The sequence below is a fragment of the Candidatus Melainabacteria bacterium genome (assembly GCA_003963305.1).
Lineage (GTDB): Bacteria > Cyanobacteriota > Vampirovibrionia > Obscuribacterales > Obscuribacteraceae > PALSA-1081.
In genome coordinates this window covers 102,427-128,956 of record RXJR01000023.1, presented here as the reverse complement: position 1 = coordinate 128,956, position 26,530 = coordinate 102,427, and the positions used below count along the sequence as shown (strand labels likewise).

Below are 26,530 nucleotides of genomic sequence, written 5' to 3'. Positions count from 1 at the left end.
ATTTAGTGAGTTTGGCCGAGGAGTTTTAGTTTACACACGCGCTCGATCACTTACTTATTTGACTTGCGTACGTCCTTAGTTGTTTCATTCATTCCTTGACGTATTGCATTCGTGAATGCACGCATGCATGCCTTCATTCATTACTTACTCACTCACTCACGTACTCACGTACTCACGTACGTACGTACTTAGCTTACTTACTTACTTACTTACTTACTTACTTACTTACTCCGCCCGCTAAACTGCGTGCACCACATGTAGTGTCAGTCGGTTTACTGACCTGACACGAACTCAAGCAGTCACTGTTTTAAGGTTGTACTTTGCACAGATTAGTGTAATGTTGAATTCATTGGTATCCGAACTTACTGGCATTTTTGTTCGAGGTTGATATGTGCCAAAGTGTTCCAGCTGGTTATGACGCCACGCCCCTGAACCCGCATCAGTATCCAATTTTGATAAAGGTCTTTGGTGCTGTGGTGTGTGTCGTTGTTCTGGCGTCTTTGATCTCCGCTCCTCCATATTTAATTGCCGGAAGACAGGTTTATAAGGCAGAACGTGCATATCTCAAAGGCGATTTCAGCGAGGGATTGGCGATTTACCGGGATGTCTTTAAGAAATATCCCAATGCGTTCGCTGCTAGAGTAGGCGTGGCACAGGGGTTGTTTGCTCAGAACAACGAAGAATCTGCCAAACAAGCATTCGAAATGCTTCGATTTTCAAAACTGGACAAGTACCAGTGGGAAGACCTTAAAAAGGTGATGCCTGAAAAGTATCAACGTGCTTTTGAACCAATCGGTCATTACGATGATTATGTAGTCAAGAATGAAGTGACAGAGTAGTTGCAGTGGGGTTTGCGTAGTGTTCTTTATTCCTGGCTTCTTGATCGCCCTGCTGACGTTTCCCGGCGTCATTGTTCATGAAATCGCGCATAGAGTTTTCTGCGACCTGGCAAAAGTGCCTGTCTACAAGGCTGTCTACTTCAGACTTGGTGATCCGAGTGGCTATGTCGTACATGGTCCGGTACCCGATTTGAAAAGCGCCTTTCTAATTGCAGTCGGACCTTTTTTCATCAATTCTTTCGTCTGTGCACTGATTGGTTTCTCAGTGCTCGTGCCGGTCTTAATTTTAAAAGACTATGCTCTAGCCGGAACTCCATTATCGTTGTTCCAACTGTGGCTTGGTATTTCAATCGGGATGCACGCTTTCCCTAGCAAACAAGACTTGGATAACTTTCATGCACAAATTAAAGCAGGAAAAGGAATCACGCCGCTTCGTGTGTTTTCAGCTTCCATGCGCATAGCTTTTTCGCTGGCGAGATTGGCAAGTATCTTCTGGTTTGACGCAATCTACGCGGTGGGAATATCAATGATCGTGCCGACAATTTTGTGTGGAATTTGATTTAGGTGAGGAATGAGGACCAACTGAAATGGCGATAATTACCGGACTTTCTGGAAATGAATTGTATTGTTTGAAAGAGAAGGGCTATTCCCCGGGCAATCTCGTCATTGGCAATAGTGTCTTTGCACTTGGTTTTGCAGGTGGTGTCGTGTCCGGGCTGAAAACTCTCGGAGGCGGGGAAGTACATCAGATTACGGAAATTATTCGCGATGGGCGCTCTCTTGCTTATTTACGGATGATTGAAGAAGCCAGGCGTCACGTTGGCGTCGGTGTAACCGGCGTAGCCAGTCAACTTATTTTTCACAGCGCCAATATTGAGTATTTGTCCATAGGGTCCGCTGTGCACGCAGAAGCTGGCGATCCTCCAAATTCAGATCACCTCTGGTCTACTTCTGCTAACGGGCAGGAATTGTATTGTCAGCTTGATTGCGGATTTGAGCCCTTGCAATTCGTTTTTGGCAATGTCGCCTACTCTATCGGCGTCGGTGGTGGTATCAAAGGTGCACTTCGCAGTTTAAAAAGCGGTGAAGTAATTGAATATTCCAATATGCTTAATCACACCAGGCACCTCGCACTGGAGCGAATTACTGCGGAAGCGAAAGCGGTCGGAGCTAACGCAGTGCTTGGTATCAACACTGTGATCACGCCGATCAGTGGAATGCAGGAAATGTTGATGACGGGCACTGCATCTCACAATTCTGATTTGCCGGCTAGATTCAATGAGGCTCCGATTACCAGCGACCTGACCAATGAAGAGATGTGGAATGTAATTCATTCTGGTTATTGTCCTGTTAAACTCGTGCTCGGAGTTTCAGTCTTTTCTCTTGGTTTCGCTGGTGGTGTCAAAGCGATGTTCAAGAGTTTCGTGCGCGGCGAAATTTCAGAGTTGACCTACCTGATCTATCAGGCACGCGTTAGAGCCCTGTCGATGATTGCTGAAGATGCGCAGACTGTTGATGCTGACGATGTGGTCGGCGTAAAAACTTACGTCTACGATTTTGGTGGTGGCGTGATTGAATTGCTTGCAATTGGAACTGCAATCAAAAAAATGCCGAATATGAGACCGCGCAGTCCTCAACTGATACCGCAGGCAATTATCAAAGACGTGGATACGTTTACGAATAAAGTGCCGACTTTCAGTGCTGCGATTAGTCAGCAGTTCGGTACGACAGACATGTAGAGCGGTGTGGTGCGACAGCTATGTAGCGGTTTGGTACGACAGATATGTAGAGCAGTTCGGTACGACAGATATGTAGAGCAGTTTGGCAAGACCTGATATGTAGACTGATCCCGTTTGCCAGATATGTCGAACGGATACGTTTGGCGGTCTTATATCCTCGAGTGCGCAAGCGTATATTGAGTATTGATACAGTATGCGGTTGCCTCACTCGTATGTGTCAGGCATATCGAAATGCGCCAGTCTGGGATCCCGAATCGCTAGATATTTGGCGGTTCCGTCCAATAAATCCAAAATCATGATCGAGCAAGGATGCGGCATTGCAAGATTAGATCTGGCTTTCGGGAAAATATGCCGCTTGCCTAAAGTTTGCCTGAGTGTTACCTTCAAATCGTGCAATACGCAAGTGTTGTTACTGAGTTGTAAATCCAAAAGGAGCGCAACAATAAAATTCCTTTGCTGAGCATTCAGCAACGTCAGGGATCGAATTACATGTACAGCGTGTAGTTGAGATCTGGTGGGGGAAGTGTGGTGAGATTCCACCGCTGTCCCGCAACTGTAACTTCAGTCCATTGAGATTGAGAAGCCAGGCTACCCACCTGAATGCCAGATAACGGACGAACCTTCTCGAGGCAAGAAGGGAAACGTCATATGCAGCGGATACATATCCGTGCCGATGATTTTTCCTTCTGGGCTCATACCAGAAGGATTTTTATTTCTCAGCTTTCACATTCGGGAGTTCGATTAATGAGTCAAGTAACCGCAAACAAATTGCCTGATTCGGCGGCAAAAACGGCAGTTGAATACAAGGTTTTGAGGCGCGATCAAACAGTTGTCGACTTCGATCCAGCCAAGATTTCAGTTGCGATTACCAAGGCCTTTATCGCCGTTGAGGGCGAGAGTGGTGGCACCATTAGCTCCAAGGTGCGCGATATAGTGCAGCGTTTGACAGCGCAGGTTTGTTCAGTGCTCGAGCGTCGTTTGCCTGAAGGCGGCATCTTGCATATCGAGCATATCCAGGACCAGGTCGAGCTGGCCTTGATGCGTGCCGGTGAGCATGAAGTGGCGAGAAGTTATGTTCTTTATCGCGAAGCTCGCGCCAGAGAACGTGCCCACGACAACGTGCGCCAACCGAGTTTCGCAATCGACGTTACGAACCCGGATGGTACAAGCGCACCATTGGATGTTGCCCGTCTGAAAACAGTTATTGAAGAAGCGTGTTCATCGTTGGGCAATGCGGTGTCTGTCGAGAAAATCTTCGATGCCACAATTGCCAGTTTGTACCACGGTGTACCTCAGGCTGAAGTCTACAAATCAGCCATTCTTAGTGCGCGGGCGTTGATTGAGCATGATCCTGCCTACGCTTATGCGACTGCCCGTTTGTTGCTCGATCAGATTCGTCTGGAAGTGATTGGCGCCCCGACCACTCATGAGCAGATGAAGGCGCTCTACCCATCCTATTTTGCTGAATACGTTGCAAAAGGAGTTGCTGCCGGCCGTATCGATGCCCGTCTCGGACAATTCGACCTCGCTAAAATTGGTGCAGCAATCAAGCCAGATCGCGATTTGAATTTCCAATATCTCGGTTTGCAAACTTTGTTCGACCGTTATTTAATCCACATTGACGGAACTCGCATCGAGCTGCCGCAAGCTTTCTGGATGCGCGTAGCCATGGGTCTGGCGCTCAACGAAGTTGAACGAGAAGAACGTGCTATCGAGTTCTATAACTTGTTGTCTAGCTTCGATTTCGTTTCGTCGACTCCAACGCTGTTCAATTCCGGCACCCAGCGCCCGCAGCTATCTTCTTGCTTCCTGACCACCGTTAGCGATGACTTGATTGGAATCTACGATTCGATCAAGGAAAATGCATTGCTGTCTAAATACAGCGGCGGACTCGGTAACGACTGGACTCCTGTTCGTGCCCTCGGCGCTCATATCGAAGGCACCAACGGCAAGAGCCAGGGCGTCGTGCCGTTCCTCAAAGTCGTCAATGACACTGCTGTTGCTGTTAATCAGGGTGGCAAGAGGCAGGGTGCTGTTTGCAGCTATCTCGAAACATGGCACCTCGATATCGAGGAGTTTCTGGAACTGCGCAAAAATACGGGCGATGATCGCCGTCGTTGCCACGATATGAATACGGCAAACTGGATTCCAGATTTGTTCATGGAGCGCTTGCTGTCAGATTCTGAGTGGACTTTGTTCAGCCCGGATGAGACTCCGGACCTGCATAATCTATTTGGACCAGCGTTCAAGGACAAGTACGAAGAGTACGAAGCGAAAGCGCAAGCTGGTCAACTGAAACTGTTCAAGAAGGTTCCGGCTGTTTCATTGTGGCGGAAGATGCTGTCGATGTTGTTCGAGACCGGTCATCCATGGATTACTTTCAAGGACCCCTGCAACTTACGCAGCCCGCAACAGCACGTAGGTGTAGTTCACAGTTCGAATCTCTGTACCGAAATCACTTTGAATACATCTGATACTGAGACGGCGGTTTGCAATCTCGGATCCGTCAACCTGGTTGCTCACATCACCGATGGTGCCCTTGATCTTCAGAAGCTGCAAAACACCTGTCGCATCGCTATGCGTATGCTCGATAACGTTGTCGATATCAACTATTACAGCGTGCCTAAAGCTCGTCAGGCGAACATGAAGCACCGCCCTGTCGGTCTTGGATTGATGGGATTTCAGGATGCATTGCTTCTGTTGAGGATCCCCTATGCTTCAGAGGCAGCAGTTGACTTTGCCGACTATTCGCAGGAAGCCATCAGTTTCTATGCGATTCTAGCTAGCAGTCAGCTGGCTAAGGAGCGTGGTGCATACCAGAGTTACGCCGGTTCTCTTTGGGATAAGGGCATCCTTCCGCAAGATTCTCTTGAACTTCTCCAAGCCGCTCGCAGTACTCCTGTAAATGTCACTCGTGGCGGAAAGCTTGATTGGACCGCAGTTCGTGAACACATCGCTAGATGGGGAATGCGTAACAGCAACTGTCTCGCGATTGCACCGACTGCCACCATATCGAACATTGTCGGCGTCAGTCAGTCGATTGAGCCCACATTCCAGAATCTGTTTGTTAAGTCAAACCTCTCGGGCGATTTCACGGTGCTCAACAGTTATCTCGTAGACGAGCTCAAAGAGCTTGGTTTGTGGGATGAAGTGATGGTGCATGACTTGAAGTACTTCGACGGCAGTGTCTTGCCAATCGAGCGGATACCGGCTGATGTGAAGGCCCGTTATGCAACCGCTTTCGAGGTGGATGCGAGCTGGTTGATCAAAGCAGGTTCCAGACGCCAGAAGTGGATCGATCAATCTCAGAGTTTGAACCTGTACATGTCAGAGCCAAGTGGCAAGAAGCTCGACGAGATGTATAAACTGGCTTGGACGTCAGGTTTGAAGACAACGTATTACTTGCGTACGACAAGTGCTACCAGTGCGGAAAAGTCTACTGTTAAGACAGGCGCGCTGAACGCGGTGTCATCTACGGTGGCTGTATCTGCGCCTGTGCAAATGGGCAAAGCATGCTTGATCACCGATCCAGAATGCGAATCTTGCCAATAACTTCCGGTATTTTTCAACTAAAAACTAGAAACTGAGGGTAACTAATATGCTCGATTTTGGCGATGGCGCAGCGACTGCACAGCAGGGTGTTGGAAATTCAACTGCTGGACAGGCACTTGGACAGAATAGTGGACAGCCGATTGGAATTTCGTTTGCACCGCCGAACACAGCGGCTGCGAGTAGTTCAGCAGTCTCATCAGCCACTGGTCATGGTGTCACAGGCATGGAAGAGATAAAGTTCAACGCCGCACGAATAAAGGTGGACGAAAAGCGCATCATCAACTGTCGCGCCGATTTAAATCAGCTTGTGCCTTTCAAATACGAATGGGCCTGGCAGAAGTATCTCGACGCATGCGCCAATCACTGGATGCCGCAGGAAATCAATATGAGTCGTGATATTGCCTTGTGGAAGAACCCGAATGGATTGACCGAAGACGAGCGTATGATCATCAAGAGAAATCTCGGTTTCTTTTCGACTGCAGATTCACTCGTCGCAAATAATCTCGTGCTTGCGATCTACCGACACATCACGAATCCTGAGTGCCGACAGTATCTTCTGCGCCAGGCGTTTGATGAAGCTGTGCATACTCATGCGTATCAGTACGTCATCGAGAGCCTTGGGCTCGACGAAGGCGAGATCTTCAACATGTATCGCGAAGTGCCTGTGATCCATGATAAGGATGCATTTGAACTCCAGTTCACGCAGGAACTTTCAGATCCAAATTTCAATACCGGAACTCCAGAAACCGATCGCCGGTTCCTGCGTAATTTGATTGGCTATTACGTAATCATGGAAGGCCTGTTCTTCTACGTTGGATTTGTTCAGATGCTCAGTTTTGGGCGCCAGAACAAAATGACTGGTGCTTCGGAAGAATTTCAGTACATCTTGCGTGATGAGTCTATGCACCTCAATTTTGGAATTGATTTGATCAACCAAATTAAGGCTGAAAATCCGCATTTGTGGACTCCTGATTTTCAGAGTGAAATCGTAGATCTGATCAAGCAAGCCGTCGAATTGGAATTGCGTTATGCCCAGGACACCATGCCACGAGGCGTGCTTGGCTTGAATCAGAATATGTTCTACGACTATTTGAGATTCATTGCTAATCGCCGGTTGAATCAAATTGGTCTGCCTGAGCTGTACGCCGGTGCGCAAAATCCATTCCCCTGGATGAGCGAAATGCTGGATCTGCGTAAGGAAAAGAATTTCTTTGAAACGCGCGTCATCGACTATCAGACAGGTGGTACTTTGAGCTGGGATTAAAATCGTTTGTGTTCTGCTACTGCAAAGGCGCCGCGAATCGCCGCTTGCCAGCCCTCATAGTCGTTTGCCCGATCCACTTGAGGCATGATTTTGGAATCAAGCTGCCAGTCCGCAGACAATTCAGCGAAGTCTTTCACCAGCCCGCAAGTCAGCGCCGCTAATGCACCGACCCCCCAGGCTGTTGATTCGGTTTGAGCAGAGCGGATCACCGGCACCTTCAACAAGTCAGCCTGGAATTGCACCATGAAGTCGTTGCGTGTTGCGCCACCGTCGACTCGCAACTCTTTGATGCTTATTCCATGCTTTGACATGTCTCTGGCGACATCTGCAATTTGGAATGCCATCGATTCTAGTGCCGCGCGTGCGAAGTGCGCGCGGGTTGTGCCTCTGGTCAGTCCGACGATTGTTCCGCGCACGTCTGAGTTCCAGTAAGGCGACCCGAGACCGACAAAAGCCGGAACGAAGAATACTCCTTCGTTCGACTCCAGAGACTCTGCCAGTTTCTGTGTGTCGGCACTGGATTCGATGATGCCCAGCCCATCCCGCAACCATTGAATTGCAGCACCTGCGACGAAGATTGCTCCTTCGAACGCATAGATCGGTGCTGTTCCCTCGAGGTGCCATGCTACTGTGGTCAAAAGCCCCGGCACCAACTTAACTTCTGTGCCGATGTTTGTGAGCAAGAAGCTGCCGGTGCCGTATGTGCACTTGCCCATGCCGGTATCGAAGCAGCATTGTCCGAAGAGGGCGGCTTGTTGATCGCCTAGATTAGCTCTGATAGGTGCTTTGAACCCTAATAGTTTTTCGTCTGTGTGTCCGAAGCTGCCGTTTGATGGTATCACCTGCGGCATCATCGTCTTGGGGATTTCCAGCTGCGACAACAGATGGTCATCCCATTCCATTGTCCTTATGTTGTAGAGCATCGTGCGTGATGCATTGCTAGGTTCGGTGAAATGATTCTTCTCGCTTGTTAGATTCCAGATCAGCCATGAATCTATAGTTCCGAAGGCCAACTCTCCGTCATTCGCAAGTTTGCGAGCGCCGTTGACGTTGTCTAAAATCCAACGAATTTTCGGACCGGAAAAATATGCGTCTGGAACGAGTCCAGTTTTTTCTCTGAACTCATCCGATTTATCGCGCAATTCTTCGGCAAGCTTTTGCGTGCGACGGCATTGCCAGACGATTGCCGGATAAACAGGTTTGCCTGTTTTTTTATTCCAGACAACGGTGGTTTCTCGCTGATTAGTGATGCCTACGCAGGCAATTTCGTCAGCGTTAACGCCCGCCTTTTTTATTGCCTCTTTAATGCATTCTATTTGCGTCGCCAAAATTTCCTCGGCGTCGTGTTCGACCCATCCCGGCTGCGGAAAAGATTGCGTGAATTCTTTCTGTCCGACTGCTATGGTCTTGCCGGTTTTGTCGAAGACGATAGCTCTACAGCTAGTCGTGCCTTGATCGATGCTGAGAATGTAGTTTTTCATAAATCACATTAATCGCGGTTTGGAGTTAAGATTCTAGTATGCAACCTTGACTATCTCATTTGGATTATGAAATTACCTCCAATCGTTCCGAAGAATCCACTTGGCTTTACCTGCACTGTTTGTGGGTCGCCGCTGGGCGCATTCCTGACCGGATTGCCGGGAACGGGCGGCAAAAAATGTTCTGTTTGTCATGAGAAAGTCTGCGACAAGTGCATTGTAGGCGGTAAGGACGTGTGTTCGAGCTGTGAACGAACTGGTTGGTGCGATACACCCAAAGGACCGCGACTCTGAGTGACGCTGGCCAGGAATGGTCACTTTTGAGTTGGGCTCAACCGCATAGTTCGAAACCTGAGCCTTGACTAGGTAAAACCCTATTTAAACCGCTGCGCGTTTTTGTTCTAATCCACTGGTTAGTAACGAAGGTGTTGTTGATGATCAAAGCCTTCTCGAGTCGCTTCATCCCTGAGTTTGAGGCTGCCTGCACAAGACTGCGCCTTAATCAGGGGAAGCCGAAAGATGTGTTTTCTGATATTCGATTCTTGATTGATCACTATGTGCGACGTGGAGAGTTGGATCGCGCAGATGCCCTTTCCTGCTCGCTTGTAGCTCTGGCTGAAGGCGACGCTGTGCGCTGGACCGACCCCGAACTTTTTCCGGCGCGCAAATCGATTCGCTATAAAAAAGATGCCTTCAAGTGGCGAATGACGCTTGCCATGCTTCTTTTAATGCCAATTTTGGCGGTGTCACAACACCAGCTGATTTTCCATTTGATGGCGAAAGACAAGATGCGTCATGGCAATGTTCATGAAGCAATTTCGTTGCTGCGTTCAGAACTGGCTCTGGAGAGCCTCTATAGAAAGCCGGATCTGAATGTATCCCTTTCATTGGCAGATGCACTGATTTGTGATTACCAGTTGCCCGAAGCGCTTTCAATCATCAATAGTGTGCGACGCTTATCGCCAAGAAACGAGCGTGCCGTCTACCTCGACTTGCAAGCCGCCATGCTGACGGGGCAGGGGCAGCGTGCTAACCAAGATACCTTGATGCTCGCGGGCTATATGAATAAAAAAGAGCTGATTGCGTCTTTGCTTCTATCCAATGTTCTTATTGGACACGGACCGTATACCGATTTTCAGACCATGCTGCAACTGTGCGGCACAGAGCAGGGACTGGCGGGCTATAAGCTTTTCAAAAATTCGGTGCCGGAAAATGAGACAGATCAAAAATTTGCTGCGGCTATGGGCTATTTCTGCAAAGCCTCTAACGATGAAGACGCCGCAGAGAGATGGTTTAAGCAGTCGATGACACTCTTACGCGGCAGTAAGTTCAAGTCGGATCAAGTCAGATTTGTCGACTCGGTCAAACAATACGTCTCTCTAATCAGTCACAAGAAGCCGATCGAAGCGCGCCGCCTGGAGTGGACTGCAATGGGGATCGCAAATCAGAATCGCATCCCTTACGAATCTTTTGAGACTAAAAGTCATCAGGAAGAGCTGAGCTTGCTGCAGTAAGCGGCTATGTCTTGAACGCAGTCTGTCATAAGGTTCAGTGCTGCCTTGTTACGTGCCGCCGGCGATTTTATTGCAGTGATCTCTTCATGCTCAGCTTCCACCAGTGTATTCGCCAGGTCTTTGATTTGAGGAACGTGCACAAACAGCACTGAACTCAACCCGCCGTTTTTTTCTTTGTAGCGCAAACCCTGGTAGTAGACTTCATTGCAGATGAAGCTGCCCGCGAAATTTGAAACCTCTGCAGGAATGTTTTTCTTGCGCAGCGTGTCTCGCAGATGGGTCAGCGGCAAGTCCGTTTTCAATGCTTCCGGCTCACCTTCATAAATTGGGGTGCCGTCGTACTTGTGACCGTTGTTGTCCTTAATCCCATAGTCGCGAATGTTCAGGGCGAATCTTTCCAGCGCTATGCGTTTCCTGCCGCCAGCCATGCCTACCATAATCAACGACGAATAGTCGTCTTTTGCCAGTTGTTTCGAAATCAGACGCCATGACTGTTTGCAACATGTCGGTATGACTAGCGTGTCGATTTCAACTGACAAGTTGGTCCTTGGAATCTCAAATTGGTTCGGCAGTAGTTCAGCGATTCGCTGGCTGGGGTTTGAGGCGTGTTTTCCAAATGCGTCGAACCCCGTAATCAAGCACCGCACGGTGCGGCTTTGCGAATTTTTTGGTCTCATTTTGTTGACTTTTACGTGTTTCCGTTGTGCTTCCATAGTCATAGTGTAGAATGAAAAATCACTCCTGCGCCGAAGTGGCGAAATGGCAGACGCAGTTGACTCAAAATCATCCGCCTTCACGGGCGTGTCGGTTCGACTCCGACCTTCGGCAGGTTTTAATCCCAGATTTCGAATATAGAATTTCTGGAACAGTCACATCTTAGAAATTCCTTTTCAGGCAGCCTGATTCGCATCGCGCGTGGTGTCAGCCGACTGCTGTCATGAAAACGGGCAGTGACGCGCATTTGAACCAAAATTGCCAGCCAGCATTTTAATGGCAATTTTGATTACAATGCGGATAAGACGGGCATGATATGTAGTGTGAATCAGGTCCGAAACCGTCAGGGTTTTTCAGATGCGACTCAGGTCATCTGGCTATTCGCCAGCCGCTCGTATGTCCGCCGCTCTTCTGGGAGCGCTGTTTTTGGGCGCAGTGCCAGCGGCATATTCGGTCGAGAGCAACGATATAACCATGTTGCAGCCGCAGAAACCGCAGCTTGACAACTCGCCTGTTCAACAATCTCGTATGAAGTTAGAAGGTAAAGCCGAGGTGGCTGCGCCGTTATTTTCGAACCTGCGTGAATGGCAGGCTTCTCAGTACTACAAGCAGGGCGTGTCGGCGTTGGCCGTCAACAACTTGTACGGAGCAGCTGAGCAGTTCCGCATTGCCGAGGCCGGTTTCGGCATGGCAAACAACGGCAGGTTCCAGGCTCAAGCCAAGTATGCTGAAGCGCAGACGCGAAGGCTGTTGCGCCAAAATGCTCAGGCCGCAACGCTTTATGCTCAGGCGGCGGAGCTGTTCCGCAAGTATGACCCTACCAGCCCCTACCTGAAAGCGTCCATCGACCAGTCCGGACTGCTGTCTATGGTCGGGAAGCCTGATCTCAGTAAGAAAAAGCCGTTGCAGGGCGTTGCGACAGAAAACGACTTACTGCCGGCAGACACGTTGAAGTCGTTGCCTGCCATGACGGACCATGTCGACAAAGTCATACCATTGACGGCAAAGGTCACGCAGTTGGCTGGAGGCGTCAAAGTCGATGCCCTGAAGGACGCGGACTTCTTCAATGGCGGAAACCTTCTCCCGACTGCTGCCGCGGTCAATGTCACCGACGGTTATGTCAAAAACACTGTTCTGAAGGCGTTTACAGATATGACGTGTCTTGAATTTGCCGCACTGGGCGGGAATTATTACACCGCTCCTGACCTCTACAGCGCCTTCAAAGTCAATGGAAAAGCTGTCGTAGTGGGAGCTTCGGACCAGGCATTCAGCCCAACTGTGAAAATCACAATCAACGGAAAGCAAGCCTCTGTGGCTATGGATTTACCCGGTATGAGCCGTCACAGCAAGAACGTGCTACTTGTCACTGACGAACAGCACGTTCTGGCGATGGATCCGCGCACTTCGGATACTTGGAAATTGTGTACGCAGTTCAGCAAGGGTGCGCCTGAATTCCACTGGTGGAAGCTGACACACGAAAAGAAGCAAAAGTACATTTCTCCAAACATGAAACGTGTGGACATCGACCAGGAAGTGGCTGGCGCGAGTGTTCCAGGCTCGTTCTTCAGTCACACCAAGAACCAGTCCTTATTCAGCCATACAAAACCGAGTACGCAGGCAGCAGCCTCACGCTGAGCCCATAAAACTGTAAGACCAGAGACTGTGGCTGCGACTAGAGCAGCCTGCGACTACATCAGCCGCGACTAAAGCAGGCGATTAAAGCAGGCATTTAAAGCCACCTTCCATTAATTCAGCGCATTAATCCAGTCGACGCACAACTTGATGGCTGCGTCTTCGCCCCTGGGGTTGAATGAATGGTCGCCTGGTACTACCTGTGATGCGAATTCGCTGGCAACGTGTTTTTGCTCTTCCGCGAGCCGTTCCAGAGGGCACAATTTGTCGTTATTGCCGGTAATGAAGAAAATTGGCGCTTTAATGTTGCCCAGATGTGACCAGTCGCGGGGCTTGGGATTTTTGCCCATACCGCAAATTGGTAACCCGTAAAAGACAAGAGCGCGAATGTCGTCTCTTTCGGCGGCTACAAATGAGCCGACCCTGGCGCCAAATGATTTTCCGACCAGGATGGGATTTCCATACTGTCGCATGTATTCGATTGCGCTCACCAGTTCAGGCTGTTCTTTTTTTCCGCCGGCCGATGGCGCGGGGCGTTTTCCGATATAACTAAAGTTGAAGCGAAGGACCCGAAAACCCAGCTCTGCCAGTTGTTCAGCAGTTTTGACCAGAATTGGGGCATCCAGTCCGCGCCCGGCTCCGTGAGAAATAATCACCGGTCCGCGCTTTCCTGCACCATTAATGGTGCCGTACAAGTCGCTTCCGAACTTGATTTCGCTCTCCTTGACCACTCTTTTTCTGTCCTTTGTTTTGGGGTATCATCTCACATCGAGAGAGAACCTTTAAAAATAGTGGAATAAAATAGAGGAAGGAACTCCCGTTCGAGGTGAATCGATGAAGTGTAGTGAAGTCGTACCAATGCTGACATCCCTCCTGGATGAGCCTCAGCCTGAATCGACCTCAGCCGTTTGCCAACACCTGGATGAGTGCCCTAAGTGTCAGTCGACCTGGAGCAATGATCCAGAGTTTGGTCAGAGCGTTCAAAACTTAAAGGGTAAAGATGAAATCCCCGGAGCCGTAATTATCCGACTGAAACAGCTTCTCGCTAAAGTGGATGATAAAAAGGGCGGAAAGAAGGCGACTGCATCGCCCGCGGTGTCTAAAGAGTCCGTCAAAGAGAAAGATGAAGACGAAGACGAACCAGAAGCCGACGATATCTTTCGTGGCGCTATTGAAGACGATGAGGAAGTAGAACTTCCCACCAAACTTGAAGACGTCGTCAAGGGCGCAGGTGATGACGACCCGATTCGCCTGTACTTGCGCGAAATTGGCTCTATTCCGCTGCTCAAAGCCGACCAGGAAATTGAGCTGGCGCGCCGTATCGAGGCTGGGGGTTCAGAGGGTGCTATTGCAAAGCGTCAGTTGGTGCGGGCCAACTTGAGGTTGGTTGTTTCGATCGCCAAGAAATACGCGAATCGAGGTATGGCTTTCCTTGATTTGATTCAGGAAGGAAATTTGGGATTGATTCGAGCGGCTGAGAAGTTTGACCATCAACGTGGATACAAATTCAGTACGTACGCAACATGGTGGATTCGACAGGCAATCACCAGATCTATTGCTGACCAGGCGCGAACAATTCGCATTCCTGTGCACGTTGTTGAGACGATTAACAAGCTCAAGAAAGTGACACGGCAACTGCAGCAGACTTACGGTCGTAAGCCTACCGAAGAGGAAATTGCCAACGCAATGGAAATCACCGTTGCGAAACTGCGTGACATTATGAAGGTTGCGCAGGAGCCTGTATCGCTCGAAACGCCAGTGGGCAAAGAAGACGACAGCAGGTTGGGCGATTTTATCGAAGACCAGGATTCAGAAACGCCGGCGACTTCGATTACGCACCAGCTTTTGCGTGAGGACATCATTCAGGTAATGGCTGCGCTAGGGCACAGAGAGCGCGATGTGCTTCGACTGCGCTTCGGTCTGGATGACGGACGCCAGCGCACGCTGGAAGAAGTCGGACAGCTGTTCGGTGTGACCAGAGAGCGTATTCGTCAGATTGAAGCGAAGGCACTGCGTAAACTGCGTCACCCGCAGCGTTCACGCCGCCTGCGCGACTACATCGACTAACATGGACCGCACGCGTCCCGCGTGCTTGATTGTCCGCTGTCACATGGACCGCACGCGTCCCGCGTGCTCGATGTCTGCTGTCACATGGACCGCACGCGTCCCGCGTGCTCGATGTCTGCTGTCACATGGAACGCACGCGTCCCGCGTGCTTGATTGTCCGCTGTCACATGGATCGCACTCGTCCCGCGTGCTCTATTCCTGCTCTATTCCGATGTCTGCGCTGCGTTCTCTTGCCATTTCGTCAACTCTGTTTTGAGTTCGAACGCCGACTTGTATCTATCATCGCATTCTAACTCAGTTGCTTTCGCCACGATCGAATCGAGTGCACCGCTTATGGTGTCATTAATAAGTATGGGGTGCGATGTCGATAGCGGTTCTGGTTCTTGCCCAGTCAGCAGATAGAAAAGACAGCAGCCAAGCGCATAGATGTCGCTCTGCGTCGTTGCTTTGCCTCGGAATTGCTCAGGTGGAAGGTATGCATGTTTACCGACCACCGTACCGGTAGCGCTTTCTTCATTTTGCTGTGCAACCATAAAATCGATGATCTTTATGGAATCGCCGGATACGATCACATTGTCGGGCGTGAAGTCTCGATGCACTATGGGCGGTTTTTTTGCGTGCAGTTCGATAAGAGCATCGCAGAGCATAATTCCGTAGCGAACTGTTTCTGTTTCCGTAACTGGTCCCTTCTCTGCAACGTAATCGCGTAGGTTGACTCCACTAATGTGTTCTAGAACGAGATAACCCCGATGATCTTCGACAAAAAATCCAAGCAGTTTGACAATCAGCGGTGAATCCAATTGTTGAAGCATACGAGCTTCATTTTCGAAATTCTCCAGAGACTTTCTTTTGACTTTAGCATCCACATAAATCGGCAAAATGTATTCTTTCAGCACGACCATGACACCATCGTCTCTTTTCGCTAAGTAAGCTGCGCCCTGTCCACCAGCACCCAGCTTTTGTTCAAGAATGTATTTACCGCCCTGAAGAGACACTCCTGTTTCCAGCTGTAGTAACTTCTCTCGACGCGCTGGTGCCATCAGCGAATCCAGCCAAATCTGGGTATAGCTGGGATCCTTTTGATCTGGATTTACCTGATCGAAGAGGTTTGAATCTGCATTCTCAACTTGCAGACCAGACATGTGAAATATGCTGGCAAGCAGTTCGCGCCAGTTCTGAGCGGAGCCAATGTTCTCGAGTTTGATTTTGTATGAGCCGCCATTATTCTGGTTGAAGCACAGTTCTCGGTCTAGCAGTCGTTGTCCAGGTTTCTCAGGACCAAGCTGGATACTTCGTATGTCTTTCCAGCGCAACTTACGCTTCACCATTGTGTGTCCGCCAACTATGGCTTCGCAGCGCAGTTCTTCTGGATTACAGCGAATTTGCGAGACCGGCACCATGCGGGCGTAAACAGGTAGGAATAGTAATGGCAGGAACTTGACGAATTGCATGGCGCTGTAGTACAAACCGTTGCTGAAAACTTTTCCGGCTGGGCCCGCTTCGAGCAAAAATTCAATAATCCATGCGACTGCGAATAGTGTAATAACTACGCTCACAACTTTTTGCATTTTGCTCTGATCGCTGACCAGCTGACCGGATGACCAGAGCGGCACCACGACATCGCGGGCATCATTGTAACTTTGCTCAGAGAGATTGATCATCTTCGCTTCGCTGCAGTACTGAATGGTGCCGATCAAATCGAGCCAGCGATTTTTGTTTGCAACGTCAGAAAACGCAATCTTGTGAGTCGTGCCGCTTCGATCTGTGAGATCTATCGTTCGTCCTAGCAATCTAGTTCCGGGATGTGTCTGTGATGCTGAAGCCTGTACAACGTCTTTCCATGCCAGGTGCTTCATGCCTTCTGGTGTTTCGAACTGAATTGCTTCGTCATTCCATCGCAATCTGTAATCATGCGGCGCCACTACAGGTAGTGTGCAATCCCTCACCGCCTCGCTGGGTTGCGGACCCTGTAACGCCTTGCTGAGTTCCGAAAAGAGTTCTTTTGTTTCGTCCTGTTCCATATTGATTTTTACGGTCCGTGCTATTCTCGGAATCGGAGCAGCCTCACTGCTGCCCATCCATCTGTCTTTTCTCTGGCAGTTCGGTTCTCGTCGCGTCTGTGGTTCCAATTGCTGTTCTAGCGGGTTTTCCTTTTAAATCTTCAAGCAGTGTTTTAAGTTCTTTCGCACATCGAACGCGCTGCTTCGAATCTTGTTGCGTTAGTTGTGCAATCAGTTGATCGATTGGATCCGACACTTTGTTATTTAACGCCTGAGGGTGAGAGCATCGAAGTGCTTCGGGATCTTTACCCGTCAACAAGAACGCCGCAGTGCAGCCTAATGCATAGAGATCGCTAGTCGCGTCGTTCTTGCCGCGCACCTGTTCTGGTGGCATGTAGCATTGCTTGCCGATTAAAGTGCCCGTAGCTGTGCCGATATATTCATTTGCAGCACCAAAATCAATTACTACAAGTGAATGATTCGCTCGGATTACAATGTTGTCCGGAGTAAAGTCTCGGTGCAAAATTGGTGGTGTTTTCTCATGCAGATAGTTGAGTACATCTGCCATTTGAATCATCAGGTCAATAACCAGTTCTTCTTTCAGAGAACCACGTTTCCTTACATATTCGCGTAGATTCTCGCCTTGAATATATTCGAGAATAAGATAATTCCGTCCTGATTCAACGAAGTTGTCCAGGACTTTAGCGATCTGCGGGTGGTCCAGACCGCTCAGTAAAGAGGCTTCGCGCCGGAATAATTCCAGCGCTTTGTCGTGTGCAGCATCATTTGTGGTGGCTACAGATTCTTTGATTACGACCTGATTCCGGTTGTTATCTTCGGCCAGGTACACCGCAGAGAATCCGCCAAAAGCCAGTTGCTTATTTACGCTGAACGAATCCGATCGAAGCTTGTGACCTGGTTCTAGTGGTACAAACGTTGTTGAATTGAATCGTCTATTTAGCTCTTCTTCCCACATCTGTGTGTAGGAATGATCTTCTATACCAACTTTATCGTTTTGAATTTTGTCCCGCACTTCCAGCAACGAATTTGCGAGGACCGCTCTATGTCCCCATACCTCTAGAGCAAGCAGGAATTGCTCGGTTTGCTCAGTGTTTAGTTGGGATGTTTCAATCGTGACCTGGTCCAGTCCTTCAAATGTGAGGTATATTCTTCCGTTTGCGATCTCGGCTAGTTTGAGTTGATTCCAGTCTCGCAGTCTCGGATTGCCGAAGAGTGTGCCTGGCATTCCCAATCCGTCCCGATTTGCCGTGATTGTTCCACCCTGCATCGACGTGCTCACTAAGCGAAACGGAATGTAGGCGTAAATCGCGGCGGTGCTTACCGCGAACAGTAAATCGAGAAGGAATGCCGCGAAAGGCGAGAATGACGCTGTCAGAACATGGAGCGATGCAGCTAGAATTGTCGCCATGTAATAGCCTGCAATCCCCCAGATGATGCAGCAAAAAATAGCTGTTTTCTTCGACAGTGTTCTGTACGGAAACGTTAGTTCTAGTTTTGCCATCAGGTATGCGTTGATTGCACTGGTGGTTGCGCTGGATGCGTTTTTTCGTGAGTCGTTTCGTGCGTTATTCCGTGTGTCGTTCCATGCATCGTTCCATGCGTCGTGTGTTCTAAGTTTTCCAGAAAACTTGTTACTGAGCCCACGAACAATTCTCCATCTCTCTTATCGATTTCGTCATGCAAAGTGTGCGGCAAAATAATGAACTCTTTTGATGCGGAAGCTGCCGTGTGCAACTCGTGCGAATGTTGAATGTTTATATCCTCATCTAGAGCGCCATGCAGGATTAGAACCGGCTTCTTGAATCTGCTCAATGTCATCGAGTTGTTTCCGTGGATTGGAAACAGTGATTGCGGAAAATACTTCAACGCCGACATATTTTCGATGCTAATCTTGCGCAGGGATGAGAATGATGACTGCAATATCAAACCGCCGATGTCGGTTTGCTCCGCCAGATGGCATGCAACGATGCCGCCCAGAGATTCTCCATAAGCGACGATGTCTCTGGGTTCTATGCCTTTTTCGTTAACCAGCCACTGATAGGCATTGATGCCATCCTCGCAAATTACTTTCAGTGATGGCGAGCCTTCGCTGCGTCCGAAGCCGCGGTAGTCATAGATGAATACAGATGCGCCTGTATCCAGCAGCATGAACATCAACTGTTCGAGGTCGGTGATGTTTCCTGTTTTGCCGTGATTAACCAGCACCGTCTTATTCTTTGAGCCTTGGAAAAACCAGCCGTGCAATTTCTTGCCATCAATGGCGTCGAAGAAAACATCCTCAAATCGACCGCTGCTGCCCAGGTCTCCATGGTAGTTGCCGACCGGGTACTTCCAGGGGGCGAAGAGGGCGTGGTGATATGCGCGCTCGCCGAAACGTGGTGATGCCACCAAATACAGGGCTATCAACAGAGCAATCGCTGCCGCAACTTCTAAACCGACCATGGTCCTGTCATCCCTGGGAGTACAGTCATAATTATAAGCATATGACCCTTGACTTCGTGTTGAGCGATTGAGTCGCTGCGAGCTCTTGTTACCTTTACAATCTGGCGGCAGTGCCTCCTTAACCCTCGGATGAAACTTAGATGAGCCCAAGCCAACTGGATGTCGCGAATGTCGCAGGTGTCGCGGGTGTCGCGGGTGTCGGCTCTCCGAGGCTGCGAACGGCTGGGAGGGTTGTCAATGAGGACCGGGCCCCTCGGTGAAAAAATTACAGTGACGGAGCGGCGCGGTTGCGCTAACCTTGTCAGAGGCATCCGCTAGGGCATGTACGCCATCGGGCGACTGGTTAAACCGGTTTGACACTCTATATGGTGTCAAATCCAATTCGTAAGCGCTACTCGCAGTATTTAAGTAAAGGAATCCTCAAATGGATCATCGTGCAGAACCAGTTCAACAACTGAAAAGAAAATGGGCAACCGTCGAATTCGAGACTTCGCCTGAGCACGAAGATATGGCTTCCTGGTTAATGATTCAGTGCGGTTCGACCGGGTGCGAAATTATTGAAGTAGATCCTGATGCAGATATCGTTGTAAGAGCTACTTTCGATGAAATCGAATTGTCGGAAGAGTTGCTCGTAAAGATTCAAACCAGTCTCGAAGAGTATGGGCTCGGCGAATCTTTGAAGTCGTTGCGGCATAAATCGGTTGAAGAAGAAGATTGGCTGGTTCGTTGGAAGGAAGGGCTTAAGCCATTCGAGGTCGGCAATCAGTTTATGGTTTGCCCTCCATGGTTGCTCGATAAATTGACGCCTGAAGAAATTGGTGTTCGCAAGGTTCTGGTGTTGGAGCCGGGAATGGCTTTTGGTACTGGTTTGCACACAACTACTCAGTACTGCTTAACCGCTTTTGAAATGCAACCGCATCCGCAGCGCATTTTGGACGTTGGAACCGGAAGCGGCATTCTAGCCATCGCTAGTGCCTTGCAAACCGGCCCGAAGGCGGTGATCATCGGGGTCGACATTGATCCGGTAGCCATCGAAAATGCCGCCAAAAACCTTGAACTCAACAAGGTACAAAAACGTGTCGAGTTAATTACCGGTGGTATAGAAGCCGTCACCCGCAAAGATTTTGATGTCATATTTTCCAATTTGACTTGCGAAGACATAATTTCGCTTTTGCCTGATTATGAGCGGCTTTTGGCGCCAGGCGGTTTCGTTATCTGTGCAGGAATTCTTAAGGAAAAACTGCCTATGTTGGCGAAGGAATTGAAGAAGAGAAAGTGGGTCGTGCGCGACGAGAAGATCCAGGGAATGTGGGCCGGTATTGTGATTGCGCGAAGTGTTCCAGCCAGGAACTTGCTCTCATTTGCGCCGTCTTAACGGGTATATCTTTGGTATAATCAAAGTGTTGATACGAATCGAGCGCCGCACAGCGGCTGCTTTTGAACCCTGAAAATCGCATAAAGAGTGTTTTTTGAGCCTTTACCCCATACATGGGGGCGTTTAGATTCGACAGGGTTGTTGGGTCATGGGCTGCAGGTCGAGGTCGCTTAGTTCCTCGTAAAAAAGCAGAGCAAAATACAGATGCAAATAACATCGTAAAATTCCCAGCCCAGCGCGTTGCGCTGGCTGCCTAACTAATAACTTAGGTTTGCTGGACTCGATAAGAGCTTGACCACCCGCACTTATTGGGTCAACCACGGTGGTTGCCACCAGGCAAAATTAGCGATTGATAGCCTGGTCTAAGACATAATCACAATCCCGGATGGCTGTTTGGGCCTCTACCAGCGGATCGGAAACGGTGACTGGGAAAATATCAAACTAAACTTGTAGATGCTTATGTCACGGCTTCTTTGGACGCGAGTGCGATTCTCGCCGCCTCCACCATTTTATTTTCAAACAGTGCTCAAACTATTGTAGGTTCAGACTTTCGTGCATTCTCAATAAGGAGATTGTGCGTAGGTGCGGCCGCTTTTGTGGATCGTCACGATCATTTCTCAGCGGAAATCTCCAGTTCTCGCTGAGAATTTTGGGTGAGTACGCATGCTCTTTTGGGAACGCTCGTCTTCTTCTCCTGCATCATTATTCATTGCAGCAACGGCGTAGCGGGTCCCGTTTTACTTCAAGAGTTCGCTTATGTATGCTCCGCTGATTGGCAGTAGACCTGACTCTAAATGGTTGGCCACATCTTCTGGCGTCACAGGCGGTTTATGCCTTAGGGCCGCGTTGTCGCAAAAGACCTTAATAAATGCGGCTGGTGCAAGATCCAACACGTGGTGGATAAATTCATCAGGAGTTTGAATCTCGATGGCATGAGGTTCGACGGATGCTTGCGGGAAATCACCAATGTTATACGTAACGATTACATCAGCTTTGCCGACGACAGCGGCAGCCAAAACGTGTTTGTCTTTTTCGTCACAAGTCATGGACGAAATTAAGTGATGATATCCCGTTACCGTCGCGTCTGGGTGAAGTCGTTTCATCGTTGTAACCATGCGTTCCATGTTTTCTTTGGTTGCACGGCCATCCTTTATCAAATTGCGCACGCACTCGTCCAAGATGTCATCGCTCCAGAGCACGCGAAAGACTCTGGTCCGCGCCGCAACCATTAGCACGTCGCGAACTTCGAACGGATCGCATCGTAGAGGGCCGAGAACGGCATCCGTTATATCCGCGCTGCTACCTCGTCTCTCGTTGGTTTTCGTAGCCGCCAATTTCTTCCGTTAATGCGACAAGGTCGGCCATTGTGGCATCCCGTCGTTTGTCGTCTTCTTGAATAAACTGCAGAACATCTTCCAGTTTTATGCGGCGGTGAGTTCCGATTTTCCTTCCAGGCAAAGCTCCAGAATTCATCAATGAAACAACATGCTGTCTGGAGCAGCCAATGAGATCGGCTGCTTCTTGAGTCGTAACCAATTTCGACTGAACCGTGACAGTCACCCCATGTCCGCGCTTCCATGCATCGACGACGAAAGACAAGAGATCGAGTATCTCTGCTGGCAGCTCGGTTTCTCTACCGTCAGCGTCGACCAAAGTAGGTTTCCGGCGCTTTGTTGGCATGAGCGCTAATTTGTAGACTTCATGTTTTGGCGGTAATAGAGTTAGTGACATAGCAAGGCTCTTGCGGTACTTGTTGTCATGATAGCATGTAAACGCTAAAAACGCTATAAGCGCTAAAAACGCTCCAGGTGCTAAAAACGGTAAGCGGCATGGTTACTACCCCGGAATTCAGTCGAAATCTGGAGTTTGTTTGATGCCAGTAATCGTTGACGGATTCACGCAGGAATGACCAGTTAGTCAAGCTGCCGGAGTGCCTTGTAGAAATTCGTGGTATCCATGTTGTCTGGTAAGCCCGCAACTTGCCCATCGCCCAATTCAATAATCATCCATTCACCAGTTTCAAGCCGAGCAAAATCTACAGTAAAAAAGTTGCTAGGTACTGATGCCACCGAATTTAGTAGCGAGTTGAAACTTACTGCTTCAGCCGGATATTGCACTTCATCCCAGTATTTCATGACTGACATAAGACGTCCTTCCAACACAAAAGCACGGAACTCTTCAGTCAATGGCATTTTGCTTTTGGGATGGATTCCGAGCTTTTTGAAGTTCATGAATTTGCGAAATACTAGACCGCCTTCGAGGTCCGTTCCGCGCAGTTCAAGAAATCGCCGACATACTTTCATTGCGTGCTCTAGATCTGATGCATTTTGGATGAAGCATGCATCTTCCCAGTGGTGCTTTTCTGACTTCACGAAATCTTTGACGATAATTGGGTTGGAGCCAAAGCTGGCAAGACAATCTTTGAGCAGTTCAGAAGAAAGTTGCTCCGCCGAATCAAGCGCTAGCACTGACGATCGTGGTGTTTGGTCGCCAATCTCTGAAATCCACTCAGGTAAGTAATGGCAATGCTTGTACTGTTCGGGATTGTTTATAAGCGTTATGCCTTTCGCTGCGAGCCCATTGAACAGTTTCTCGTATTTGGAGGGTGACATCATCCAGCCGCGATAAACTCCGAAGAGTTTCACTGCCGAGTGAGGTATTAACCGCAAACATTTTTCGATGTTCTCTTCGTTGGCCAGCGCCTCAAAATCTATCAGCCGTCTTGCAAAACCAATTGATGCAGATGCCTCGGCTTCAGCTCGATACATTTCATCAGGCTGCTTTTTATCTAATGGAGATTGGCAATAAACGATAATCATTTGAAAGCAAGAGCGGCGTGTTCGCCAAGGATACTGGATTATAAGCCCGGTTTTGTGTCCTGTGAAGTGGATTCATGACGCAATCGACAGAAGCATCAGAATACCTTTTTCCAAGTACCGTCAAGAATCCACGGATAGGTCCATGAGAGACACTTGTGATTGCATCTCGGGCAAACATAGCCGTCGCAGTACGCTACCAACGCGTGGCCCAGGGCACAAATGAATGGCAGCGATTTGGCGGACCGCTGATATTCGTTTGCATGTGCAACGTCTGCGTCGGACCATGGTGCGAAGACCCGGTTTTCAATTTCAGATTCTAAGATAGGCATCCACTTTCCGGAACGTTCGCAATTCCAACAAACATACGCAGCCATACAAGGCAGAACTGGTTTCGCGCGTGCCACCCGGCGCCTACAGGAACTACATACGTATTTCTCAGAATCGCCTCCAGTACCAACGCGTGTGGGCGGACGGCGGGCGATACCACCTTGATCAGTTTCAGTTTGCGTTTCGGGATTTTTGTCAGACATAAACTTTTGGAAGCGCTCTCAGCTCTATTATCTCCTGCTCGCTTTCTTCGTGACTATTTCCGAGCGTACTGTGCGAAGTGATAGAATTTGACAGTTATGCAACAGGTCTTAGAAAAGCTTTCCGACTTTGAAAGAGACGGCTTTGCGGTCTTTAATGCTGTTGTGCCCTCTCCTCAAATTGAGCAGCTCATCGATATTGTAGAAGAGGCGCGCAAAGAAAAGTCCGTACCTGGTCTTCGAAATCTACTCAAGCGTTGTTCAGCACTCAGGACCTTCGCAAATTCGGGCGTTGTATTCAAAATTGCTCAGCAGATTCTTGGAGGTTCGCCACTGCCGGTGAGGGCTATTTTGTTCGACAAAACACCTGCGTCGAATTGGTACGTAACCTGGCATCAAGACTTGAGTATTCCAGTTCAGAATAAAGTTGATTTAGAAGGATATGGTCCCTGGTCGACAAAGGATGAAATATTACACGTTCAGCCGCCAGCCTCGATCCTGGAGAAAATGGTTTCTTTGCGGATACATCTTGATGCATGCTCAGAAGCTAACGGTGCTATCAAATTCATTGCCGGTTCACATCTCGGAGGAATTCTAGAGCCGGATCAAGTCGGAAGTTTTCGCGACAGCCATGCTGCATTCGTGTGTCCGGCGGATCCTGGTGACATCATCGCGATGCGTCCGCTGATTTTACATAGCTCTTCGATAGCGGAGGTGCCGGACCATCGACGAGTGTTGCATCTGGAGTATGCCGGCACTGCTCTCCCTTCAGGCATTGAATGGGCGGAGGCGTAGGAATGGGACTTGAGACAGTTGAGCTTGTGATCGCTATCGAGGAAGAGTTCGGTGTAGATATTCCGTATCGACTGACGCAGATCAAATATCACAATGCACGCAGTCTTGCGATTGTCCGTTCGATAATGGCTCTTGCCTCCGGAAGATGCCCTGTCTTTGCCAGTGGTGTGCATTCTTTGTTGAAGGAATCGATTAACGCCTGCACTTGACGCGGATCACATCCGCGCGCTACCGCATCAGCTGCCACCTTCTGCAGTGCCTTAAATTCAGCTTGCATCGATTCTTTCGTTTCCTCGGCAGCTTTCGAGCGGTGCCAGGTGGGCGGCAGGTTCGCGCCTGCCAGCCACTTTTTTACGACGGGCACTGCTGCCGATCCTCTAACGGCGAATGGTTCCCCTGATGGAATATTCCAGCCCAGGACGTTTACCAGCTTGGCTCCATGAGAAAACAATCCACCAAGGTATTCTTCGTATTGCTGCTGTGTCTGCGGTAACCCCGGCTGCCCAGTGGATATGTAGCTTTCAACGACAGCCCATGACCTGCCGTCTTCGGGAGCATGAGCATTTTTGAGTTGTGCTTCCAGTGCATCGAGGTCAACACCATCATGCACGACCGTGAAGCCGGGTCGGCTGTATGCATTTATCGCACTAGATATAGGAGGCGCCAGGTTGTTCGAACCTGGTCTACCTGCCGATGGCGGAGCGTTGGCGGACTCGTTCACGCTGTGATTTGCACTTGTGAAATGCGTGTAAATCAAACTCTTCGGCAGACCAGCTGCGTTGAGAGTTTGCGCCTGGAACTCGGCATAATCATGCGCCACTTTGTCGAACAGTTGCTTCACTGTTTGATCCAGGCTCTTGTTCTGCGCGCGAGCGAGTCGCTGCAGGGAGTCCCAGTTGTATCCCATTGCGTAAAGCGAGTGATAGCCGATGGGTACCATTTCGCCTGGCGACATGCGCACAACCGGAGGCGGGTTCTGTGCTTTATTAACACCAACCGCCTCTCCAACGCCTGTGTAGCCCGGATATCCGTGACTGAAGTCCGGAACCTGGGTCTCATTTCCGGCTACCACACCCGCCAGCAGATACTCCTTCCCTTGCTTTCTCCAAGCGCTAAGCCTTGGCACGGTGAGCGAAGCAACGATTTCAAGCCGCTTACTAAGCGCCTCTCGGAAGGCGCCGCAGGCGAAGCACGGTGGAGGCGCAGGGTAGACCGCTACTGGTGTGCCCCAATTAAGCCAGTAATTGGGGACAACAGGTCCGTGCGTCTGCCCTTTCTTCGGGAAATCGGACCATTCAACCATATCCGCACTTCGGCTAAGTTCGGGGCTTTGCCACCAAAAATGCTGATCGTCCAGATGGAAAAGTACAGGTATGTTGTTAAGCTCGGCGAGATCAAGAGCTAGCTTAACTTCCGTCTTGAGTTGCTCTGGACTCACGTTCAAGGTCGGTGTGAGATCAACTGAAAAACCGATATGTTGCTGATGACCAGGGCGCTGTTCCCCGAACTCTTGCCGCAGCTGCTCAACAAGACGGCGCTCCTCGGCGTCCCAGACATCCTCAGTGGGCTCACCGATGTTTTTACCCGGCGGGGCAAACCCACCTGATGTCTGAAAAGAAAAGATGACGTAATTAGGCTCTCTTGCCGCTGCCGAAATTGCACTGCCCAATAAGCTAACAGTGACAAGAGCGACAATCGTCTCGATTTTCAATTTGCTGATGTGGCTCGGTGCTGTCACTGTAGCTCTCTGAA

At 49.5% G+C, this 26,530-nt stretch carries 20 protein-coding genes, 1 tRNA gene, 1 other RNA gene and 1 riboswitch; of the genes, 12 read left to right on the top strand and 10 right to left on the bottom strand.

Annotated features, from left to right (window positions below; genetic code table 11):
* The first annotated feature begins 389 nt into the window (after positions 1-389).
* The 5 genes from EKK48_22415 (at position 390) to EKK48_22395 (ending at position 7,394) form a co-directional block, all read left to right on the top strand.
* On the top strand, positions 390-839 hold the full coding sequence (locus EKK48_22415; protein ID RTL38054.1) for a tetratricopeptide repeat protein: 450 nt from the start codon (positions 390-392) through the stop codon (positions 837-839).
* A gap of 19 nt (positions 840-858) precedes the next feature.
* Positions 859-1,398 carry a DUF3267 domain-containing protein gene (locus EKK48_22410; GenBank protein RTL38053.1) on the top strand — a complete coding sequence of 180 codons (540 nt, stop codon included), beginning with the start codon at positions 859-861 and terminating at the stop codon, positions 1,396-1,398.
* 28 nt (positions 1,399-1,426) lie between these two features.
* On the top strand, positions 1,427-2,578 hold the full coding sequence (locus EKK48_22405; protein ID RTL38052.1) for a hypothetical protein: 1,152 nt from the start codon (positions 1,427-1,429) through the stop codon (positions 2,576-2,578).
* Positions 2,579-3,050: 472 nt separating this feature from the next.
* A riboswitch (cobalamin riboswitch) is annotated at positions 3,051-3,193 on the top strand.
* A gap of 129 nt (positions 3,194-3,322) precedes the next feature.
* Entirely contained in the window at positions 3,323-6,130 is a 2,808-nt protein-coding gene (locus EKK48_22400; GenBank protein RTL38051.1) for a ribonucleoside-diphosphate reductase subunit alpha, read from the top strand.
* A gap of 46 nt (positions 6,131-6,176) precedes the next feature.
* Positions 6,177-7,394: a ribonucleotide-diphosphate reductase subunit beta gene (locus EKK48_22395; GenBank protein ID RTL38050.1), complete on the top strand. Its 1,218-nt coding sequence runs from the start codon at positions 6,177-6,179 to the stop codon at positions 7,392-7,394.
* Here EKK48_22395 and glpK read toward each other — a convergent pair.
* Positions 7,391-8,875: a glycerol kinase gene (gene glpK, locus EKK48_22390; GenBank protein ID RTL38049.1), complete on the bottom strand. Its 1,485-nt coding sequence runs from the start codon at positions 8,873-8,875 to the stop codon at positions 7,391-7,393. The two genes, EKK48_22395 and glpK, sit on opposite strands and share 4 nt — an antisense overlap.
* A gap of 431 nt (positions 8,876-9,306) precedes the next feature.
* Here glpK and EKK48_22385 point away from each other — a divergent pair, with 431 nt between their 5' ends.
* Positions 9,307-10,386 (top strand): hypothetical protein, encoded by a 1,080-nt coding sequence (locus EKK48_22385; protein ID RTL38048.1) that lies wholly within the window; start codon positions 9,307-9,309, stop codon positions 10,384-10,386.
* Here the strand turns inward: EKK48_22385 and EKK48_22380 are convergent.
* Complete coding sequence (locus tag EKK48_22380; protein RTL38047.1) at positions 10,359-11,105, bottom strand: pyroglutamyl-peptidase I; 747 nt, start codon at positions 11,103-11,105, stop codon at positions 10,359-10,361. The genes EKK48_22385 and EKK48_22380 overlap by 28 nt on opposite strands.
* 26 nt (positions 11,106-11,131) lie before the next feature.
* On the opposite strand from EKK48_22380, the gene EKK48_22375 reads away from it, so the two are divergent.
* Positions 11,132-11,214, top strand: a tRNA-Leu gene (locus tag EKK48_22375).
* A gap of 243 nt (positions 11,215-11,457) precedes the next feature.
* The gene (locus EKK48_22370; GenBank protein ID RTL38046.1) at positions 11,458-12,735 is read left to right on the top strand and encodes a hypothetical protein; all 1,278 of its coding nucleotides are present in this window, start codon (positions 11,458-11,460) and stop codon (positions 12,733-12,735) included.
* 110 nt (positions 12,736-12,845) lie between these two features.
* Here EKK48_22370 and EKK48_22365 read toward each other — a convergent pair whose 3' ends face one another.
* Positions 12,846-13,463 carry a hypothetical protein gene (locus EKK48_22365; GenBank protein ID RTL38045.1) on the bottom strand — a complete coding sequence of 206 codons (618 nt, stop codon included), beginning with the start codon at positions 13,461-13,463 and terminating at the stop codon, positions 12,846-12,848.
* 127 nt (positions 13,464-13,590) lie between these two features.
* Here EKK48_22365 and rpoD point away from each other — a divergent pair, with 127 nt between their 5' ends.
* A complete protein-coding gene (rpoD, locus tag EKK48_22360) occupies positions 13,591-14,799 on the top strand; it encodes an RNA polymerase sigma factor RpoD (GenBank protein RTL38150.1) in 1,209 nt (402 codons plus the stop codon).
* Positions 14,800-15,002: 203 nt separating this feature from the next.
* Here rpoD and EKK48_22355 read toward each other — a convergent pair whose 3' ends face one another.
* The 3 genes from EKK48_22355 to EKK48_22345 are packed head-to-tail and all read right to left on the bottom strand — an operon-like array spanning position 15,003 to position 19,262.
* Entirely contained in the window at positions 15,003-16,877 is a 1,875-nt protein-coding gene (locus EKK48_22355) for a serine/threonine protein kinase (GenBank protein ID RTL38044.1), read from the bottom strand.
* The gene (locus EKK48_22350) at positions 16,864-18,321 is read right to left on the bottom strand and encodes a serine/threonine protein kinase (protein RTL38043.1); all 1,458 of its coding nucleotides are present in this window, start codon (positions 18,319-18,321) and stop codon (positions 16,864-16,866) included. Before EKK48_22350 ends, EKK48_22355 begins: the two co-directional genes overlap by 14 nt.
* Positions 18,321-19,262 (bottom strand): alpha/beta fold hydrolase, encoded by a 942-nt coding sequence (locus EKK48_22345; GenBank protein RTL38042.1) that lies wholly within the window; start codon positions 19,260-19,262, stop codon positions 18,321-18,323. Before EKK48_22345 ends, EKK48_22350 begins: the two co-directional genes overlap by 1 nt.
* 424 nt (positions 19,263-19,686) lie before the next feature.
* On the opposite strand from EKK48_22345, the gene EKK48_22340 reads away from it, so the two are divergent.
* Together EKK48_22340 and ssrA are read left to right on the top strand one after the other, a co-directional pair.
* Entirely contained in the window at positions 19,687-20,637 is a 951-nt protein-coding gene (locus EKK48_22340; protein ID RTL38041.1) for a 50S ribosomal protein L11 methyltransferase, read from the top strand.
* Between the two features lie 115 nt (positions 20,638-20,752).
* Positions 20,753-21,144, top strand: a transfer-messenger RNA (tmRNA) gene (gene ssrA, locus EKK48_22335).
* 230 nt (positions 21,145-21,374) lie between these two features.
* On the opposite strand, the gene EKK48_22330 is transcribed toward ssrA, so the two are convergent.
* The 3 genes from EKK48_22330 to EKK48_22320 form a co-directional block, all read right to left on the bottom strand.
* Positions 21,375-21,866, bottom strand: coding sequence for a PIN domain-containing protein (locus EKK48_22330; GenBank protein ID RTL38040.1), 492 nt, complete (start codon positions 21,864-21,866; stop codon positions 21,375-21,377).
* 70 nt (positions 21,867-21,936) lie between these two features.
* Positions 21,937-22,368, bottom strand: a complete 432-nt coding sequence (locus tag EKK48_22325; GenBank protein RTL38039.1) for a DNA-binding protein — start codon at positions 22,366-22,368, stop codon at positions 21,937-21,939.
* Positions 22,369-22,550: 182 nt separating this feature from the next.
* Positions 22,551-23,405 carry a DUF4343 domain-containing protein gene (locus EKK48_22320; protein RTL38038.1) on the bottom strand — a complete coding sequence of 285 codons (855 nt, stop codon included), beginning with the start codon at positions 23,403-23,405 and terminating at the stop codon, positions 22,551-22,553.
* A gap of 668 nt (positions 23,406-24,073) precedes the next feature.
* Between EKK48_22320 and EKK48_22315 the strand changes: the two genes are divergently transcribed.
* Entirely contained in the window at positions 24,074-24,778 is a 705-nt protein-coding gene (locus EKK48_22315) for a phytanoyl-CoA dioxygenase (GenBank protein ID RTL38037.1), read from the top strand.
* An 88-nt stretch (positions 24,779-24,866) separates the two neighbouring features.
* Here EKK48_22315 and EKK48_22310 read toward each other — a convergent pair whose 3' ends face one another.
* Positions 24,867-26,516, bottom strand: a complete 1,650-nt coding sequence (locus EKK48_22310) for a hypothetical protein (protein RTL38036.1) — start codon at positions 26,514-26,516, stop codon at positions 24,867-24,869.
* Positions 26,517-26,530 lie beyond the last annotated feature (14 nt).

Bases quoted from the DNA above. Each gene is read 5' to 3' on its own strand.
- EKK48_22415 (RTL38054.1), top strand. From the start codon at position 390: ATGTGCCAAAGTGTTCCAGCTGGTTATGACGCCACGCCCCTGAACCCG.
- EKK48_22405 (RTL38052.1), top strand. From the start codon at position 1,427: ATGGCGATAATTACCGGACTTTCTGGAAATGAATTGTATTGTTTGAAA.
- EKK48_22400 (RTL38051.1), top strand. From the start codon at position 3,323: ATGAGTCAAGTAACCGCAAACAAATTGCCTGATTCGGCGGCAAAAACG.
- EKK48_22395 (RTL38050.1), top strand. From the start codon at position 6,177: ATGCTCGATTTTGGCGATGGCGCAGCGACTGCACAGCAGGGTGTTGGA.
- glpK (RTL38049.1), bottom strand. From the start codon at position 8,875: ATGAAAAACTACATTCTCAGCATCGATCAAGGCACGACTAGCTGTAGA.
- EKK48_22385 (RTL38048.1), top strand. From the start codon at position 9,307: ATGATCAAAGCCTTCTCGAGTCGCTTCATCCCTGAGTTTGAGGCTGCC.
- EKK48_22380 (RTL38047.1), bottom strand. From the start codon at position 11,105: ATGACTATGGAAGCACAACGGAAACACGTAAAAGTCAACAAAATGAGA.
- EKK48_22370 (RTL38046.1), top strand. From the start codon at position 11,458: ATGCGACTCAGGTCATCTGGCTATTCGCCAGCCGCTCGTATGTCCGCC.
- rpoD (RTL38150.1), top strand. From the start codon at position 13,591: ATGCTGACATCCCTCCTGGATGAGCCTCAGCCTGAATCGACCTCAGCC.
- EKK48_22355 (RTL38044.1), bottom strand. From the start codon at position 16,877: ATGGGCAGCAGTGAGGCTGCTCCGATTCCGAGAATAGCACGGACCGTA.
- EKK48_22350 (RTL38043.1), bottom strand. From the start codon at position 18,321: ATGGCAAAACTAGAACTAACGTTTCCGTACAGAACACTGTCGAAGAAA.
- EKK48_22345 (RTL38042.1), bottom strand. From the start codon at position 19,262: ATGGTCGGTTTAGAAGTTGCGGCAGCGATTGCTCTGTTGATAGCCCTG.
- EKK48_22340 (RTL38041.1), top strand. From the start codon at position 19,687: ATGGATCATCGTGCAGAACCAGTTCAACAACTGAAAAGAAAATGGGCA.
- EKK48_22330 (RTL38040.1), bottom strand. From the start codon at position 21,866: ATGGTTGCGGCGCGGACCAGAGTCTTTCGCGTGCTCTGGAGCGATGAC.
- EKK48_22325 (RTL38039.1), bottom strand. From the start codon at position 22,368: ATGTCACTAACTCTATTACCGCCAAAACATGAAGTCTACAAATTAGCG.
- EKK48_22320 (RTL38038.1), bottom strand. From the start codon at position 23,405: ATGTATCGAGCTGAAGCCGAGGCATCTGCATCAATTGGTTTTGCAAGA.